The organism is Serratia sp. Sp408 (assembly GCF_057180665.1).
On the sequence record NZ_JBXUFT010000001.1, the window covers coordinates 884123 to 900260 of the forward strand.

Consider the following 16138-nt stretch of genomic DNA (forward strand, 5'->3'; position numbering starts at 1 on the left):
CCATCGAAAAGGGGGGAACATTATTACTTGAAATCGCAGGCATTAGGTTGATGAACGACGTATTTTTTAATTTTCACCGTTGACCGCGCAAGGTGCGGGGCGGGCAGGCAAATTCGCGTTTGAACAGGGTGGAAAAATGATTGCTGTCGCCAAACCCGCAGCAAAAGGCAATATCGGTGACGCTGGTGTCGCTATGGCATAACAGATGACGCGCCTGCAACAGGCGTAAATGCGTCAGGTAGCGCTGCGGCGTCATATTGGTGTGATTCTTGAGCTGGCGGTGCAGGGTGCGCAGCGGGATACCGAAGCGCTCCGCCAGTTCACTCCAGTCAATCGGCTCGGCGTAATGCGTCTGGAGCCAGTCGAGCAACTGGTGTAAACGCCCTTGTTGATCGTCGCCGCGTGCCGCCATACACCCTTGACGCAATTGCACCAGCAGTTGCATGAACAGACTTTCATGCAGGGCGATCTCTTCGTTGCACTCTTGCTGCGGGGCGACCATCAGACGGTTGATCAATGGTTTGATCTGTTGCAATACCTGTTGGCCGATACGCCAGTGTGCCGGGTAGACGCCGTTGCATTCCCGTGGCAGGAAATGTTCGACGCCGGACAAAAATCGAAAGGCGTCAGGCGCACGGAACAGTACGTTGGTCAGGAATAAACCGTTGGTCTGCTCAAACAGATGGCGGTCATGATCGCGGACAAAGCACACGCTGCCGCTGTTGAGCGTATAGGGATGTCCATTGAAAACGTGCACGCCGGCGCCTTGCTCAACGATGACGATTTCATAAAATTCATGGTGATGTTCTGGAAATGCCGGCTGAGGTGCCCGCGGTTCAATTGCCACCGGCTGATAGCCGGAAGGGAAAAAATCACGGCTGTGCAAAAGCGTCATCTTGCCCTCCTGAATAAAAACGTGCCGCACAATTGCCGCACGACATTACTCAGCGAGTGTATGAGATGGCTGGCACAGGAACCTTAAAGTTTTGACCGGAAACGGCGCTTAGGCGGTCGCTTTTTCAAGAATGTTACGAGAATGTTTAAAAATGTGTGCAAGGTCACAACCCTTCGGCACCCGAGCCGGGGAGTTGGGCGGGGAAACCAGATAAAAACGCGCCGGCTGGTGTTCCAATCTATTGTTATCAGTAATAACTCGTCGCATCCTCGTTCCAAATGGTACAAAATGTTTCCAACGTGATCGGGACTGTAGAATAAACTCATGCAGAAAAAAATGGTGGTGGCTTCGGCCTTGGTGTTACCGGTTATCTTGTCGACGTCAGCGCGCGCGGCGCAGAGTTCGCCAGAGCAGGAAAGTACGCTGGTGGTTTCAGCCAAGCGCGACGGGCTGTCCGAACTGAGTACGCCGGCTGCGGTCAGCGTGGTGAATGGCGAGCAGATGCGCGATGCACGGCCGCAAATCAACCTGTCGGAAAGCCTGGGCAGCGTGCCGGGCCTGCAGATACAAAATCGCCAGAATTACGCACAGGATCTGCAACTGTCGATACGCGGTTTCGGCGCCCGTTCGACCTATGGCGTGCGCGGCGTGCGGATCTATGTCGACGGTATTCCGGCCACCATGCCCGATGGCCAGGGGCAGACGTCGAACATCGATCTCAACTCGGTCGACAAGGTCGAAGTGCTGCGCGGGCCATTTTCCGCACTGTACGGCAACGCTTCCGGCGGCATGATGAACGTCGAAACGCAAACCGGCCGCCAGCCCAACCAGTTGGAAAGCGGCATGTACACCGGCAGCGACGGCACCTGGCGCTATGGCGTCAAGGCTACCGGTGCCACCGGCGACGGTAGCCAGAGCGGCGATGTAAATTACGCCGTTTCCGCCACCCGCTTTACGACCCAGGGCTATCGCGATCATAGCGGGGCACGCAAGAATCTCGGCAATGCCAAGCTGGGGGTGCGCATCGACGATGTCAGCACGTTGACGTTGCTGTTCAACAGCGTCGATCTCAAGGCCAACGATCCTGGCGGTCTTACCGCCGACGAATGGCATGAAAATCCACGGCAGGCGCCGCGCGCCGAACAGTACAATACGCGTAAAACCTTATCGCAGACGCAGGCCGGGTTGCACTATCAGCGGCAGATCGGCAGCGATGACGATCTCAGCGTGATGATGTATGCCGGCGAGCGCGAAACCACACAATATCAATCGATTCCGCTGGCGGTGCAGCAACGCAGCCCCCAGCACCCAGGCGGAGTGATCGAACTGGCACGGCATTATCAGGGGATCGACACGCGCTGGACGCATCGTGGCCAGATTTCCGCCGTGCCCTATACCCTGACCGGCGGCTTGAACTATGAAACCATGAGTGAAAACCGCAAAGGTTATGAAAACTTCACCATGGTCAATGGCGTAACCGAATTGGGGACCAAGGGGAATTTGCGGCGTGATGAACGCAACCTGATGTGGAATCTGGATCCGTATCTGCAAACCTCATGGCAGTTGACACCGCGCCTGACGCTGGACGCCGGCGTGCGTTTTAGCAGCGTCAATTTTGATTCCAACGACCATTATATTACCGCCGGCAATGGCGACGACAGCGGCAGCGCACGCTATCATCAGTGGTTGCCGGCCGGCTCGCTGCGTTACACGCTGGCGGATGGCTGGAATGCCTATCTTTCTGCCGGTCGTGGCTTTGAAACGCCAACCATCAATGAACTGTCTTATCGCCCGGATGGTGAGCCGGGGATGAATTTCGGCTTGAAACCGGCGACCAGCGACTCGATAGAGCTTGGCAGTAAAGCCCGCATTGGCAATGGCTTGCTGAGCGCAGCGCTGTTCCAGACCGACACCAAAAACGAAATAGTGGTGGCCGAAAGCCGTAATGGCCGCAGCAGCTATAAAAATGCCGGGCAGACGCGGCGCCGTGGGCTTGAGCTGGCGCTCGACCAGCAGTTTGGCGAAGCCTGGCAGTTAAAAATGGCCTGGACGCTGCTGGATGCGCGCTATCGTAACTCGATATGCGGCGATGCGCAGTGTTCCGGCGACAAAACCATTCCCGATGGCAACCGCATGCCGGGCATTGCACGCAACATGGGCTATGCGTCGCTGGGCTGGGCGCCGCCGGAAGGCTGGTACGCCGGGGCGGAAGTGCGCTACATGAGCGATATTCAGGTCAACGATCAAAACAGCGAGCAGGCACCGTCCTATACCACGGTTGGCGTGAATACCGGCTACCGTTATCCACTGGGCAACTGGATGTTTAACCTGTTTGGTCGGGTGGACAATCTGTTTGACCGTGAGTATGTCGGCTCGGTTATCGTTAATGAAGGTAATGGTCGTTATTATGAACCGGCGCCGGGTAGAAATTGGGGTGCTGGGCTTAGCGTTGCCTATAGCTTTGAATGACGACCATTGCCAACGCTGCCGGTGAGGTCAATTAAGCCAAGCGGGGTACCCCGCTTTTGGTTGCGCAGTTTTTAACCGATATATAAAAATGCAATCTTGCCTGATTTTAGCTAACCTTTTGAAATATATTAAAAAATAAATTTTTATGGTTGGCGCGGATTCGCGTGATATAGTGCAGTTGTGCCGTTGAGAAACAATGTAGATTAAAAATATTTACATTTTAGTAACGCGCTGAAGTTAAATGTCATTATACTGTAATTATCTGGCGGTAGTTTTACACGGTGCACAGCTGAAGCTGTAAATAACACTGCGGGGATCGCTAATGGTAAAGTCCTTGTTTGGGCGAATGATAAAAAATAATCTCACCTCCCTGATTTCTCGTTGTAACGAGGGTTCTCTCTCCGACTCTCAATTTCTCGCCGTTAGCTACCCTTTCCTGCAGAATTTTCGTTACTACGCCGTTTTGTCCGCAGCACATTTTATTCTCTCTCCGTCCGGTGAAGCTCGGCACAGCAATGTTGCCGTGCGTTCACTTCATTCATTGGCTTATATTGGCTCGAAGGAGGCCAAAACCTAATACGTGTGTGAAACATTAATCGCGCGGCAATAGCCGATGCGGTAGGTGAAACAAACTGTAAGGTGCCACTATGGGAAGACAGAAAGCAGTGATCAAAGCACGTCGTGAAGCGAAACGCGTAATTCGTCGTGACGCTCGTAGTCATCGCCAGCTTGAAGAAGAGTCCGTAACCTCGCTGGTACAAATGGGTGGTGTTGAGTCTATCGGCATGGCGCGAGACAAGCGCGATAGCTCCCCCATCGAGGCACGAACCGAAGCTCAGGGTCATTACTTATCAGCCATAGAAAATAAGCAGTTGATTTTTGCCACCGGTGAAGCCGGCTGCGGCAAGACCTTCATCAGCGCCGCGAAGGCGGCAGAAGCCCTTATTCATAAAGAAATCGATCGGATTATCGTTACACGTCCGGTGTTACAGGCGGATGAAGATCTCGGTTTCCTGCCGGGGGATATCTCTGAAAAATTCGCTCCGTATTTCCGGCCGGTATACGACATTCTGCTCCGTCGCTTAGGCTCTTCATTTATGCAATATTGTCTGCGGCCGGAAATCGGTAAAGTGGAAATTGCGCCGTTTGCCTATATGCGTGGACGCACCTTTGAAAATGCGGTGGTTATTCTGGACGAAGCGCAGAACGTGACCGCCAGTCAAATGAAGATGTTTTTGACCCGTCTGGGCGAAAACGTCACGGTTATCGTCAACGGTGACGTCACCCAGTGTGATTTGCCACGCGGGGTGAAATCTGGCCTTAGCGATGCGCTGGAGCGCTTCGAAGAGGATGAGATGATCGGTATTATCCGTTTTGATAAACAAGATTGCGTACGTTCTGCCCTGTGCCAACGTACGCTCCATGCCTACAGTTAACCTCCCTATCGCCTAATGAAAAGGTCGCTTCGGCGGCCTTTTTTATCGCTGGCGGTTATCGCCGTGTTGTTGAGCTATTGTGTAATATTTTGTGGTTTTTTGTGTAGAAAACAGGTTGCTTCTCCGTTAAATATTATCGACAGGGCGGATGCCGCTATCGGCATGCGGAATATTGGCTATGATTGTGCTGATGCAAAAATGAAATACATCATTCTGATTTTATTTATTTTATGCGTTGTTTATGTTCATTATCGCGGACGGGTACGCTATGGTTTTTGGCGCCAGCTTGCCGATCATTCAACCTTCACCGCGCCGCTGAACGTTTTTATGTATCTGTTTTCTCGCGCGCCAACCACGCCGTACCTGTCCGTGGCGCAGTTTCCCGAACTGGCGGTGTTGCAAGAGCATTGGCAGACTATTCGCGCAGAAGGGCAGCAACTATTGGCGATACAGCAGATCAAGGCGTCTGACCAGTATAACGATGCGGGTTTCAATTCGTTTTTCAAAACCGGCTGGAAACGTTTTTATCTGAAATGGTATGAAGATAGCCATCCGTCGGCGATGACGCTGTGCCCGCAGACCACCGCGTTGCTGCGTGGCCTGCCGTCGGTGAAGGCGGCGATGTTCGCCGAATTGCCGGACGGCAGTCGCTTGCCGCGTCACCGCGATCCCTATGCCGGTTCGTTGCGTTACCATCTGGGGCTGATTACCCCCAACGACGATCGCTGTTTTATTGAAGTCGATGGTGAGCGGTATAGCTGGCGCGACGGCGAAGGGGTGATGTTCGACGAAACCTATTTGCACTACGCGGAAAATACCAGCGGCCAAAACCGTCTGATACTGTTTTGTGATATTGAACGGCCAATGCGCTATCGCTGGACGCAGTGGGTTAACCATTGGTTGGGTCGTAACCTGATGAGTGCCGCCACGGCACCCAACGAACAGGGCGATCGCACCGGCGGCGTCAATAAGATATTTAAATACATTTACGCCATTCGCAAGGTTGGCAAACGTCTTAAAGCGTGGAACAAGACGCTGTATTACATCATTAAATGGCTATTGTTTGGTGGCATTGCTGCCGGGATCTTCTTCGCGTTGTGATAGCGGGGCGCAGCGCGTGCGCCCACACAGCCTCGGTTGAGCGTCAGGCGAAGATGGTCATCATATAGGCGGCGAACAGCGCCAGGTGCGCAGTGCCGTTCAGTACGTTGGTACGACCGGTGGAAAACGAAATCTGGCACAGGATCAGCACCGTCAGCATTACCACCATATGCGGCGGTTGCAGGCCGAAAATCAGCGTCTGGCCAGTCAGGGTGGCGATAATGGTCACCGCCGGTACGGTGAGGGAAATGGTTGCCAGCACCGAGCCAAAGAACAGATTCATGGCGCGTTGTACCTGGTTGTTGAGCACTGCGCGCAGGGCACCGAGACCTTCCGGCGACAGGATCAGCAACGCCACCAGGAAGCCGGTGAACTGCGTTGGCGCGTTCAGTTTGTTCAGCAGTCCTTCCAGCGGTCCGGCGTTGAATTTGGTCACTGCGATAACCGCCACCAGATGCACGATCAGCCAACTGGCATGCCACAGGCTGCTATGCGAAGAGGGTTTGCCGTGGTGCGGGTCGCCATCGTCGTCTTCATGCTCATAAACAAACAGACTCTGGTGCGTTTTGGTCTGAATCAGCAGGAAAACGCCGTACATGGCAGCTGAAATCATCGCCACCAGCAGCGATTGGCCAATGCTGAAATTGCCGCCAGGCAAGGCGCTCGGCAGTACCAGCACGATCACCGCCAGTGGGAAAATGGCCATCAGATACTGTTTGATACCGCCCAGATTGACGTATTGGGTCGCGAACTTTCTGCCACCCAGCAGCAGGGCAACGCCCACCAGGCCGGCGGTGACGATCATGATGATGGAATACAGCGTGTCGCGCATCAGCGCCGGTGCGGCGTCGCCGGTGGCCATCAGCGCGGAAATCAGGCTGACTTCAAGGATCACGACCGACAGACTGAGGATCAGCGAGCCGTAGGGTTCACCCAGCCGGTGGGCCAGCACGTCGGCATGGCGCACTACGCTGAATGCGCTGCTCAGGATACCGACCAGCGCCAGAACGTTGATGGCGACGATCAGCGGGAAATTGCTGGTGCTGCTCCACATGTTTAAAACGACCAGAGCGGCAATCGGGAACAGCAGGGAATATTCACTGTGGCGTGATTTTGAGCGGCCTGGGTCGTGTTGCGACTTCATTTTGGTATATCTCCTTTCTTTAACTGCAGGCTCCCGGCCGCGCCGATCGCCTGCACCGCCGGCGATGTTGCGTATCCAGAAAGTACTTCATAATAGAACACATCCGGCGGGCTGCGTGTTGTGGTGTTGTGAAATTCTGATTTTACTGGCTAAGCCGGTGCGGCTTTATGCGATCAGGGTAACAAAAAAACCGCCATTAAGGCGGTTTTATTTACTTACTTTTACGCAACTAATGAGTTTTATTTTATCTGTACGGTAAAAAGCATGGCAAACTCTGCATGCTATTGGTAGTTAAAGGAGATTATCTTGCTTAGTCATCAATGTTATCCATTATTTCATGGCGTTTTTCATGATATCCCTCTTCATTTAACCCTTCACGCCAGTAAGGAACCGCATACAGCTGATTACGCTCGCACTGGCGTTCGCGGCGCAGGTAGCGGCGCAGTTCGACCACCAGTCGGTCTTCGCCGGCCAGCCAGAAATGTGTCGCGCTCTCTGGCTGTGGCAGCGCGCAGAACTGGCTAATTAATTCGGCGGTTTTGTCGGTGCCGCCGATAATCCAGCTCAGTTCAACACCCGCCGGTTTTTTCAGATCGATCACATCAGCGCTACTGTCGACGCGGATAAACGCATGGCCTTGCGCGCGAGGTGCGAGGTTTTCCAGCAGGGCGGCAATCGCCGGCAGTGAGGAGGGGTCGCCCGCCAGGCAGTAAAAATCAGCCTCCGGCAGCATCGGCTTGGGCCCGCCGGGATTGCTGATACCGATTTTATCGCCGACTTTCGCGGCGCGAGCAAATTGCACCGCCGGGCCCTGGTGATCGTGCAGAGCGAATTCGATGTCTATTTCCTGTGATTCCGGGCGTACCGCGCGCACCGAATAGGTACGTACCAACGGACGGATGGCATCGTCAGCCCATTGTGGACCATTGGGCGTCAGGCGTGGCAAATCCGGCTGCGTTTGTCCCTGGCGTGGCAGGAACACCTTGATATGCGCAGCGGCGGCGTTGGCCGGATAGAACTGTAAATCCTCGGCATGAAAAGTGATGCGACGCAGATGCGGGGTGATGTCTTGCACGCCGGCGACGCTAATCAGATAAGGGGCTCGGTTGCGAGGGGCTTCAGTGGTCACGGTGTTCTCCTGTTGATCTTTTTGCCGCCAGTATATCACGTTGATTGATAATGAGAATCGTTTGCCAATGGAGGGCGCTGGCATGTTCAGCTAAACTTGCCTATTTAACCACCATGCAGGAGGAGAACCATGCCTTACAAAAGCAACAGCGACTTGCCTGACAATGTAAAGAATGTATTACCCGACCATGCGCAGGAAATTTATAAAGAGGCGTTTAATAGCGCATGGGATCAATATAAGGATAAAGATGATCGACGCGGCGATGACTCACGGGAAGAAACGGCGCATAAGGTCGCATGGTCGGCGGTCAAACAAAGTTATCGCAAAGGTGATGACGAGCATTGGCACAAAAAATAATGTGTGGGCGGCACAGGGAGTACCGCCAATAATCTGTCATTACGCCGGACATCAGCCCGCCTGCTACGCATTTTCATGCCGTACTTGTGCATAATTACTATTATTGCCCTCAGGGGAAAATACTTTTGCAGGATAAAGCGCGGGATAGACTTGCTTACTCTCAGAGAAAAGAATAATGTCTTTTCTATCGCGGGTTAAATATTGGACTAATAAAACTCCGTGGCAGAAAATGGTATTTTCAAAGATTCAGTGGCGTAAAGGGTGACTTAATCCGTCGCTCGGGAGGTTGCAGCAGGTGTTAACGCGAGATTTTCTGCGCAATGCAGATTGCAAAACCGCCTTCGGCACGATAGAGGAGTCGCTGTTACTGACACCGGAACAGCGTTTGGCTTCGCTGGAGTGTGCGCTGGCGCGACGTCCGGATAACAGTCCGGTATGGATTTTTGGCTATGGTTCGTTGATGTGGAACCCGGTGTTCGAATCCGAAGAGGTGCGGCCGGCCACGCTGCAAGGCTGGCATCGCGCTTTTTGCCTGCGGTTAACCGCCGGGCGCGGTACGCAATTGCAGCCGGGGCGAATGCTGGCACTGCAAGAGGGCGGGCAGACCACCGGTCTGGCATTCCGTCTGCCGGAAGACAAACTGCGTGAAGAGCTGGAATTATTATGGAAGCGCGAAATGCTCACCGGTTGCTATTTGCCTACCTGGTGCGAGTTGACGTTGGAGAATGGGCAGGTTGTTACCGCACTGGCATTTGTCATGGATCCGCAGCATCCGCTGTTCGAGCAAGACACCAATCATCAGGTGATTGCGCCGCTGATCGCCTGTGCCAGTGGCCCGCTGGGGTCCAACGCCCAGTATCTGTTTGCGCTCGACAACGAGCTGAAGAACCACGGCATGCAAGATGAGCGTATCGGCGAGCTGGTGAATACCGTACGTGAATGGTTGCAGCAAAATGCCACGGGTTCCCGCGGTAAAAGTGCATCAGCCTGACGCAGGCGGTGGCTGCTTGGCTAATCGCCGATTTTTAGTCGCCCACTGGCGCAAGATGTCCGCGCCAGGCGCAGCTGATGCATGATGAGATACATCGCTGCGTTCCACCCTGAATATGCTGCCGGCGAATGTGTTCGCCCGCCAGGCGTTATATCGCTTTATTCTATTTAATAACCGGTTAGTGTGAAACTAATTAACCACACGCCGTTGGTGGTTATTTATCTGTCTAATTTCCCCGCCTTTTAGCCAATGCTATCCAGCAAAGACCATTTTGCATCGCTTAAAAAAAGCCTTAGCATCAAAAAGCATAACTAACGGTAATTTCTTATTTGTGAGTGACCCGCAGTCTCCGTATCAATAGTAAAACGTTCGGGGCCAAAGGGGCAGTAGATGAACTTTCAACAATTAAAAATTATTCGCGAGTCGGCACGTCGCAATTACAACCTGACCGAGGTGGCCAACACGTTATTTACCTCGCAGTCGGGAGTCAGCCGACATATTCGCGAGTTGGAAGAGGAGTTGGGCATTGAAATATTCATTCGTCGCGGCAAACGCCTGTTGGGGATGACCGAGCCGGGCAAGGAATTGCTGGTGATGGCCGAGCGCATCCTTAATGATGCCAATAATATTCGTCGGCTGGCGGAGGTGTTCAGCAGCAACGATGCTGGACAATTGCATATTGCAACCACCCATACGCAGGCGCGTTACAGCTTGCCTGGCGTGATTAAGGAGTTTCGTGCGTTATATCCGCGCGTCAGGGTGGTACTGAATCAGGGCAGTCCGGAGGAGATCGTGTCGATGCTGGCGTCGGGGGAGGCCGATATCGGCATCGCCAGCGAACGGTTGATCAATGATGAATCGCTGGCGGCATTCCCCTATTACCGTTGGCACCACACCATACTGGTGCCGCAAGACCATCCCTTGACCCGCGAAGCCAACGTCACGCTGGAAATGCTCAGCACGCTGCCACTGATTACCTATCGCCAGGGCATTACCGGCCGATCGCGACTGGATGCCGCGTTCAAGGCCGCCGGTTTCACGCCGGACATTGCGCTCAGCGCCCAGGATTCCGACGTGATCAAGACCTATGTCGAACTGGGTTTGGGGGTGGGCATTCTGGCTGACATGTCGTACGAAAAAGAGCGTGACGGCGGGTTGGTCAGCCTGAATGCCGAACACCTTTTCGAACCGAACACCGTATGGCTGGGGTTGAAACGCAGTCAGTTACAGCGTAACTATGCCTGGCGATTTATCCAGCTGTGCAACCCGACATTAACCCTGACGGAAATCAAGGAACAGGTTTTTTCGGCACAATTGGATCCGGCGATCGATTATCAAATCTGACGGCGGTGGCGGGAATGCCTGGTCAAACCCGCCGCTGTTCATCGCATAATCAATTAGATATCTATATATAAAAAAAGAATAACTATAGTTATTATTATACCTTCTTCTGCGGATCCGTCTCACTTACACTCGCGAAATTATTATAAATTCCATCCGCTTGGAGAGTTTTTGATGAAAGCGTTCGCGCCCACTCTGATGTTTTTGGCTATGGCAGGCAGTTTCAATTTACAGGCGGCAACCCCGGCTAATACGCTGGTGATTGCCCAATCGATCGACGATGCGATCAGTTTTGATCCGGCGCAGGGATTTGAACTGACCACCGTACAGGCATTAAACAGCCTGTATCAGCGGTTGTTGCAGTCCGACCCGCGCAATCCTGTCGATCTCAAACCGACTCTGGCGGAAAAGTGGCAGGCGGGCAGCGATAACCGCAGCCTGACCTTTACCCTGCGGCCCGAGGCCAAATTTTCCAGCGGTAATCCGCTACGGCCAGAAGACGTGATTTTCTCGCTGTCGCGGGTGGTCAAGTTGAACCTGGAACCGTCGTTTATCCTGACCCAACTGGGCTGGAATGGGCAAAATGTTGATCAATTCCTGAGCAAGGTGGATGAGCGGACGGTAAAAATCAGTTGGCGTGCCGAGGTCAGCCCGGCCTTCGTGCTCAGCCTGTTGTCGGCGCCGGTATCGTCGATCGTCGACGCCAGACAGGTACAGGCGCATCAGCAAGGCAACGATCTGGGTAACCAGTGGCTGAGCAGCCACTCTGCGGGCAGCGGTCCATACCAGTTGCGCACCTACGTGCCGCATGAAGTGGTGGTGCTGGAAGCCAATCCGGGCTCGCCAGAAGGCGCCCCCAAACTGAAAACGGTGCTGATCAAGAACGTCCCGGATGCTGCCGCACGTCGCTTGCTGATCGAACAGGGTGACGCCGATATCGCCCGTAACCTGGGTGCCGACCAAATGGCGGCGCTGAAAGACAAGCCGGGCGTGAAACCGTTGGCGATCCCCTATGCGTCGCTGTATTTCCTGCAATTCAACGCCAAGGCTTCGCCGGCGCTGGGGAATCCGGCATTCTGGGAGGCGGCGCGTTGGCTGTTTGACTATCAGGGCATTGCCGACGATCTGCTGAAAGGCCAGTTCCAGAATCATCAGGCGTTCTTGCCGGACGGGTATCTTGGCGCTTTGCAACAGCGTCCCTACCGCTTTGATCCGCAGCGCGCCAAACAGATTTTAGCCAAGGCCGGGCTGAGCAACGTCAGTTTCAAACTGGACGTTAACAACCAGCCACCGTACCTCGATATTGCGCAGGCCTTGCAGGCCAGCTTTGCCCAGGGTGGGGTGAAGGTGGAACTGGTGCCCGGCATCAGTTCGCAAGTATCGACCAAGGTAAAGTCGCTTAACTATGACGCCACGCTGACCTCGTGGGGGCCAGACTATTTTGACCCGAACACCAACGCCGCCGCCTTCGCCTATAATCCGCAAGACGGCAGTAAAACTCTGGCCTGGCGCGCCAACTGGCACATCCCGGCGTTGAATGCGCTGACCCTGGCCGCAACGGCAGAAAACGATACCGCCAAACGGGTAGCGGATTATCAGCAACTGCAACGACAGGTACAGCAAAGTTCGCCGTTTGTCATTGGCCTGCAGGCGCGCAGCCTGATTGCAGTGCGCGATAATCTGAAAGGCTATGTGCAGGGCATCAATCCCGACATGGTGTTTTACAGCCAGGTCACCAAGTAATGATCGACAGTCAAACTCCTGCCGGGCTTGCCCGGCACGGCCGACGTTGGGGCGGGCGGTTGCTGGGCGGGGCGCTGTCGCTGGCGTTGACGCTGCTTGGCCTGCTGCTGTTCACGTTTATGCTTTCCCACCTGGCGCCGATCGACCCCACCTTGCAAATTGCCGGCGATCACGCCAGCGAGGCAACCTATGCCCAGGTTCGTCACGATCTGGGGCTGGATCAGCCGCTGCCGGTGCAGTTCTGGCGTTATCTACTGCACCTGGCGCACGGCGACATGGGTATTTCGCGCATCACCGCGCAGCCGGTATTGAGCGATTTGTTGCGCACTTTCCCGGCCACGGTGGAGCTGGCGACCTGTGCGATTATTCTCGGTGCGCTCGGGGGGATCTGTTTGGCGCTGCTGGCGGTATACAAACCGGGTAGCTGGTTGGACAATGCCGCCCGACTGGTCTCGCTGCTCGGCTATTCGGTGCCGATTTTCTGGCTTAGTCTACTCGGCCTGCTGCTGTTCTATGCCACACTGCACTGGTCGGCCGGGCCGGGCCGTCTTGACGACATCTATCTGTACACCATGGAGCCGTACAGCGGGTTTATTCTGATTGACAGCTGGCTGTCCGGCGATCGGCAGATGTTCTATAACGCGCTCGGCCATCTGTGGCTGCCGGTTGTGGCGCTGGCGCTGCTGTCTATGGCAGGCATTACCCGTCTGTTGCGCGCCGCAATGCTGGAAGAGTGTAATAAGGAGTACGTGACGCTGGCGCGCTCGAAGGGGGCGGGACGCTGGCGCATTCTGCTGCGCCATGTCTTCCCCAACGTCTTGGGCAGCCTGATCACCGTACTTTCGCTGTCTTATGCCAGTCTGCTGGAGGGGGCGGTACTGACGGAAACGGTCTTCGCCTGGCCGGGCGTCGGGCGTTACCTGACCAATGCGCTGTTTGCCGCCGATACGCCGGCGATCCTCGGCGCCACGCTATTGATCGGCAGCTGTTTTGTGCTGCTGAACGCGTTGGCGGATGCCTTAACCTACCTTGTGGACCCACGAACCCGATGAGCCACTCATTTTCCGATCCTGTATCGCCCGGCGCGGCGCTGGAGGGCGCTGTGTCACGCCGTAGCCTGACGACCCTGACGGTTGGCGCGCTGTTGGTGGCGGTACCGATCCTGGCGGCGCTGTTCGCTCCCTGGCTGGCGCCGTTCGATCCCAATATTCAGCACATGGAACTGCGTCTGTTGCCGCCGTCGTCGCAACACTGGCTAGGGACCGACGGCTTTGGCCGCGATTTGCTGTCGCGGGTCATTTACGGCGCCCGCCCGACCCTGCTGCTGGTGTCGCTGATCCTGTTGTTGACCATTCCGCTCGGCCTGCTGGTGGGGATCTGCGCCGGTTATCTCGGCGGGTGGGCGGAGCGCATTCTGATGCGCATCACCGATGTGTTCCTGTCGTTGCCGAGTCTGGTGATTGCGCTGGCATTGGTCGCCATGCTCGGACCGGGGCTGATGAACGGCGCGCTGGCGCTGGCATTGACCAGTTGGCCGCCGTTCGCACGGCAGGCGCGGGCGGAAACGCTGGCGTTGCGGCGTAGCGACTATCTGGCGGCGGCGCGCATGCAGGGCATTGGCGGGTTGCGGCTGATGGTCGGCCATATTTTACCGCTATGCCTGCCGAGCGCGGTGGTGCGCGCCGCGTTGAGTCTGGGCGGCATTATCCTTTCCGCCGCCGGCCTGGGGTTCCTGGGTATGGGCGTCGCGCCGCCGACCGCCGAGTGGGGATCGATGGTCGCCGAAGGGAGCAAAGTCATTTTCGATCAATGGTGGGTGGCCGCCGCGCCGGGCGGGGCGATCCTGTTTGCCAGCCTGGCGTTTAATCTGCTGGGCGATGGCCTGCGCGATAAAATGGATCCTCGAGATGGACACAAATAGCTTATTGACCGTAGACCGTTTGTCGATCGGTCTGCGAGCGCAGCCGCTGGAACTGGTTCACGATATCTCTTTTCGCGTCGGCCAGGAACGGTTGGCGCTGGTGGGCGAATCCGGTTCGGGCAAATCGCTGACCGCCCGTGCCTTGATGGGGTTGTTGCCGTCGTCATTGCAGCTGCGGGCGCAGCACCTGTCTCTGGACGATGACGATCTGACGCGTATCAGCGAGCGGCAATGGAGCCGGCTGCGCGGTAGCAAGATGGCGATGGTATTGCAGGATCCCAAGCATGCGCTGAATCCGACTCAGCCGATCGGCCGTCAGGTGGAAGAACCACTGCTGCTGCATAGCTCACTGCGACGCGCCGAACGACGCGAGAAAGTGTTGGATATGCTGGCGGCGGTCGGCTTGCCGGCGGTGAAGACGCTCAGCCAACGTTATCCGCATCAGCTTTCCGGCGGCATGGGGCAGCGGGTGATGCTGGCTATCGCGCTGATTAACGACCCACGGCTGTTGATCGCCGACGAGCCGACCTCGGCACTCGATCACCAGATGCGCGGCCAGGTATTGCAACTGATTGAACGTCTGGTGGAACAGCGCAATATGGGACTGATTCTGATCAGCCATGACCTGCAGCAGGTGGCACACTACTGTGAACGGGTGCTGGTGATGTATCAGGGGCGGATAGTCGATCGGCTGTCGGCCGACCAGTTGGCGCATGCCAGCCATCCTTATACCCAAACGCTGTGGTCGTGCCGCCCGAGCAAGGCGACGCGTGGGCAACCCTTGCCGGTGTTGGATCGACGTCTGCTGGAGGCGCTGAAATGAGCCTGATTGCATTGAATGGCCTGAGCGTCAGCCATCGTCAGGGCTATGAGCTGCGCACCGTAGTACACGACGTCGACCTGCGCATCGACGCGGGTGAATGTTTCGGTCTGGTCGGTCCGTCCGGCTGCGGCAAGTCATCGCTGCTCTGGGTATTGGCCGGCTTGAACGGCCAATGGCAGGGGGAGTTCAGCCTGTTTGGGCGACGCATCGAGCCGGGACAGGCCTTTACCGGCAACCTGCGTCGCGAAGTGCAGATGGTGTTTCAAGATCCCTACGCTTCGCTGCACCCTAAACACCGTTTGCTGCGTACGCTGGCGGAGCCGCTGCAACTGCTGGGGGAGAGGGGCATCGAACAGAAAGTTGCCGACGGTTTTCGCCAGGTGGGGCTGGATCCCCGCCTGCTGTCGCGCTACCCGCACCAGCTTTCCGGCGGCCAGCGCCAGCGCGTGGCGATCGTTCGCGCGCTGTTGCTCAAACCGAGGCTGCTGTTGCTGGATGAACCGACGTCGGCGCTGGACATGTCGGTACAGGCGGAAATTCTCAATCTGTTGAACGACCTCAAGCGCGCTGGCGATCTGACGCTGGTCCTGGTCAGCCACGATGCCGACGTTATCGACCATATGTGCGACCGCGCGGTGATGATGGACCAAGGGCGGCTCGTCGATTGGTCATTGACCGCCGGCCGCTGACCGTCCCCCTTACGCCGCTCCCTGCCACCCTCAGGGAGCGTTATTGCCCTGCGCGTTAACCCATCCAGTAAAGCGTGATCCGTTTCACATTCATCTTTG

Annotated in this window: 14 protein-coding genes; 11 read left to right on the forward strand and 3 right to left on the reverse strand. The window is 55.9% G+C overall.

All coding sequences use genetic code 11. From position 1 onward, the window contains the following. Positions 1–73: 73 nt before the first annotated feature. Positions 74–895: an HTH-type transcriptional activator RhaS gene (gene rhaS, locus AC2AXP_RS04170; RefSeq protein ID WP_039992230.1), complete on the reverse strand. Its 822-nt coding sequence runs from the start codon at positions 893–895 to the stop codon at positions 74–76. Between the two features lie 324 nt (positions 896–1219). Between rhaS and pqqU the strand changes: the two genes are divergently transcribed. From pqqU to lpxO, 3 genes are all read left to right on the forward strand, one after another. Continuing rightward, positions 1220–3364, forward strand: coding sequence for a TonB-dependent receptor PqqU (gene pqqU / locus AC2AXP_RS04175; protein WP_198772723.1), 2145 nt, complete (start codon positions 1220–1222; stop codon positions 3362–3364). 647 nt (positions 3365–4011) lie between these two features. Next, entirely contained in the window at positions 4012–4800 is a 789-nt protein-coding gene (gene phoH / locus AC2AXP_RS04180; RefSeq protein WP_004964582.1) for a phosphate starvation-inducible protein PhoH, read from the forward strand. Between the two features lie 198 nt (positions 4801–4998). Further along, positions 4999–5901, forward strand: a complete 903-nt coding sequence (gene lpxO / locus AC2AXP_RS04185; RefSeq protein ID WP_039992229.1) for a lipid A hydroxylase LpxO — start codon at positions 4999–5001, stop codon at positions 5899–5901. A 43-nt stretch (positions 5902–5944) separates the two neighbouring features. Here lpxO and chaA read toward each other — a convergent pair whose 3' ends face one another. Together chaA and AC2AXP_RS04195 are read right to left on the reverse strand one after the other, a co-directional pair. After that, positions 5945–7045, reverse strand: a complete 1101-nt coding sequence (chaA, locus tag AC2AXP_RS04190; protein WP_004964577.1) for a sodium-potassium/proton antiporter ChaA — start codon at positions 7043–7045, stop codon at positions 5945–5947. A 310-nt stretch (positions 7046–7355) separates the two neighbouring features. Beyond that, complete coding sequence (locus tag AC2AXP_RS04195; RefSeq protein ID WP_039992786.1) at positions 7356–8174, reverse strand: siderophore-interacting protein; 819 nt, start codon at positions 8172–8174, stop codon at positions 7356–7358. A gap of 129 nt (positions 8175–8303) precedes the next feature. On the opposite strand from AC2AXP_RS04195, the gene chaB reads away from it, so the two are divergent. The 8 genes from chaB (at position 8304) to AC2AXP_RS04235 (ending at position 16039) form a co-directional block, all read left to right on the forward strand. After that, on the forward strand, positions 8304–8531 hold the full coding sequence (chaB, locus tag AC2AXP_RS04200; protein ID WP_004964566.1) for a putative cation transport regulator ChaB: 228 nt from the start codon (positions 8304–8306) through the stop codon (positions 8529–8531). A gap of 295 nt (positions 8532–8826) precedes the next feature. After that, positions 8827–9522: a gamma-glutamylcyclotransferase gene (locus tag AC2AXP_RS04205; protein ID WP_484381430.1), complete on the forward strand. Its 696-nt coding sequence runs from the start codon at positions 8827–8829 to the stop codon at positions 9520–9522. A gap of 390 nt (positions 9523–9912) precedes the next feature. Beyond that, positions 9913–10866, forward strand: a complete 954-nt coding sequence (cbl, locus tag AC2AXP_RS04210; protein ID WP_004964559.1) for an HTH-type transcriptional regulator Cbl — start codon at positions 9913–9915, stop codon at positions 10864–10866. Between the two features lie 171 nt (positions 10867–11037). Continuing rightward, positions 11038–12606, forward strand: coding sequence for an ABC transporter substrate-binding protein (locus AC2AXP_RS04215; protein ID WP_484381431.1), 1569 nt, complete (start codon positions 11038–11040; stop codon positions 12604–12606). Beyond that, entirely contained in the window at positions 12606–13658 is a 1053-nt protein-coding gene (locus AC2AXP_RS04220; RefSeq protein WP_484381432.1) for an ABC transporter permease, read from the forward strand. Before AC2AXP_RS04215 ends, AC2AXP_RS04220 begins: the two co-directional genes overlap by 1 nt. Then, positions 13655–14527, forward strand: a complete 873-nt coding sequence (locus AC2AXP_RS04225) for an ABC transporter permease (RefSeq protein WP_273867485.1) — start codon at positions 13655–13657, stop codon at positions 14525–14527. Before AC2AXP_RS04220 ends, AC2AXP_RS04225 begins: the two co-directional genes overlap by 4 nt. Continuing rightward, positions 14514–15350 carry an ABC transporter ATP-binding protein gene (locus AC2AXP_RS04230; protein ID WP_273867487.1) on the forward strand — a complete coding sequence of 279 codons (837 nt, stop codon included), beginning with the start codon at positions 14514–14516 and terminating at the stop codon, positions 15348–15350. Before AC2AXP_RS04225 ends, AC2AXP_RS04230 begins: the two co-directional genes overlap by 14 nt. After that, entirely contained in the window at positions 15347–16039 is a 693-nt protein-coding gene (locus AC2AXP_RS04235; protein WP_273867490.1) for an ABC transporter ATP-binding protein, read from the forward strand. The genes AC2AXP_RS04230 and AC2AXP_RS04235 overlap by 4 nt, the downstream gene beginning before the upstream one ends. Positions 16040–16138: the final 99 nt, after the last annotated feature.

Coding starts and splice junctions, on each gene's coding strand:
- AC2AXP_RS04215 (WP_484381431.1), top strand. CDS start 11,038: ATGAAAGCGTTCGCGCCCACTCTGATGTTTTTGGCTATGGCAGGCAGT.
- AC2AXP_RS04225 (WP_273867485.1), top strand. CDS start 13,655: ATGAGCCACTCATTTTCCGATCCTGTATCGCCCGGCGCGGCGCTGGAG.
- pqqU (WP_198772723.1), top strand. CDS start 1,220: ATGCAGAAAAAAATGGTGGTGGCTTCGGCCTTGGTGTTACCGGTTATC.
- phoH (WP_004964582.1), top strand. CDS start 4,012: ATGGGAAGACAGAAAGCAGTGATCAAAGCACGTCGTGAAGCGAAACGC.
- rhaS (WP_039992230.1), bottom strand. CDS start 895: ATGACGCTTTTGCACAGCCGTGATTTTTTCCCTTCCGGCTATCAGCCG.
- cbl (WP_004964559.1), top strand. CDS start 9,913: ATGAACTTTCAACAATTAAAAATTATTCGCGAGTCGGCACGTCGCAAT.
- AC2AXP_RS04230 (WP_273867487.1), top strand. CDS start 14,514: ATGGACACAAATAGCTTATTGACCGTAGACCGTTTGTCGATCGGTCTG.
- lpxO (WP_039992229.1), top strand. CDS start 4,999: ATGAAATACATCATTCTGATTTTATTTATTTTATGCGTTGTTTATGTT.
- AC2AXP_RS04235 (WP_273867490.1), top strand. CDS start 15,347: ATGAGCCTGATTGCATTGAATGGCCTGAGCGTCAGCCATCGTCAGGGC.
- chaA (WP_004964577.1), bottom strand. CDS start 7,045: ATGAAGTCGCAACACGACCCAGGCCGCTCAAAATCACGCCACAGTGAA.
- chaB (WP_004964566.1), top strand. CDS start 8,304: ATGCCTTACAAAAGCAACAGCGACTTGCCTGACAATGTAAAGAATGTA.
- AC2AXP_RS04220 (WP_484381432.1), top strand. CDS start 12,606: ATGATCGACAGTCAAACTCCTGCCGGGCTTGCCCGGCACGGCCGACGT.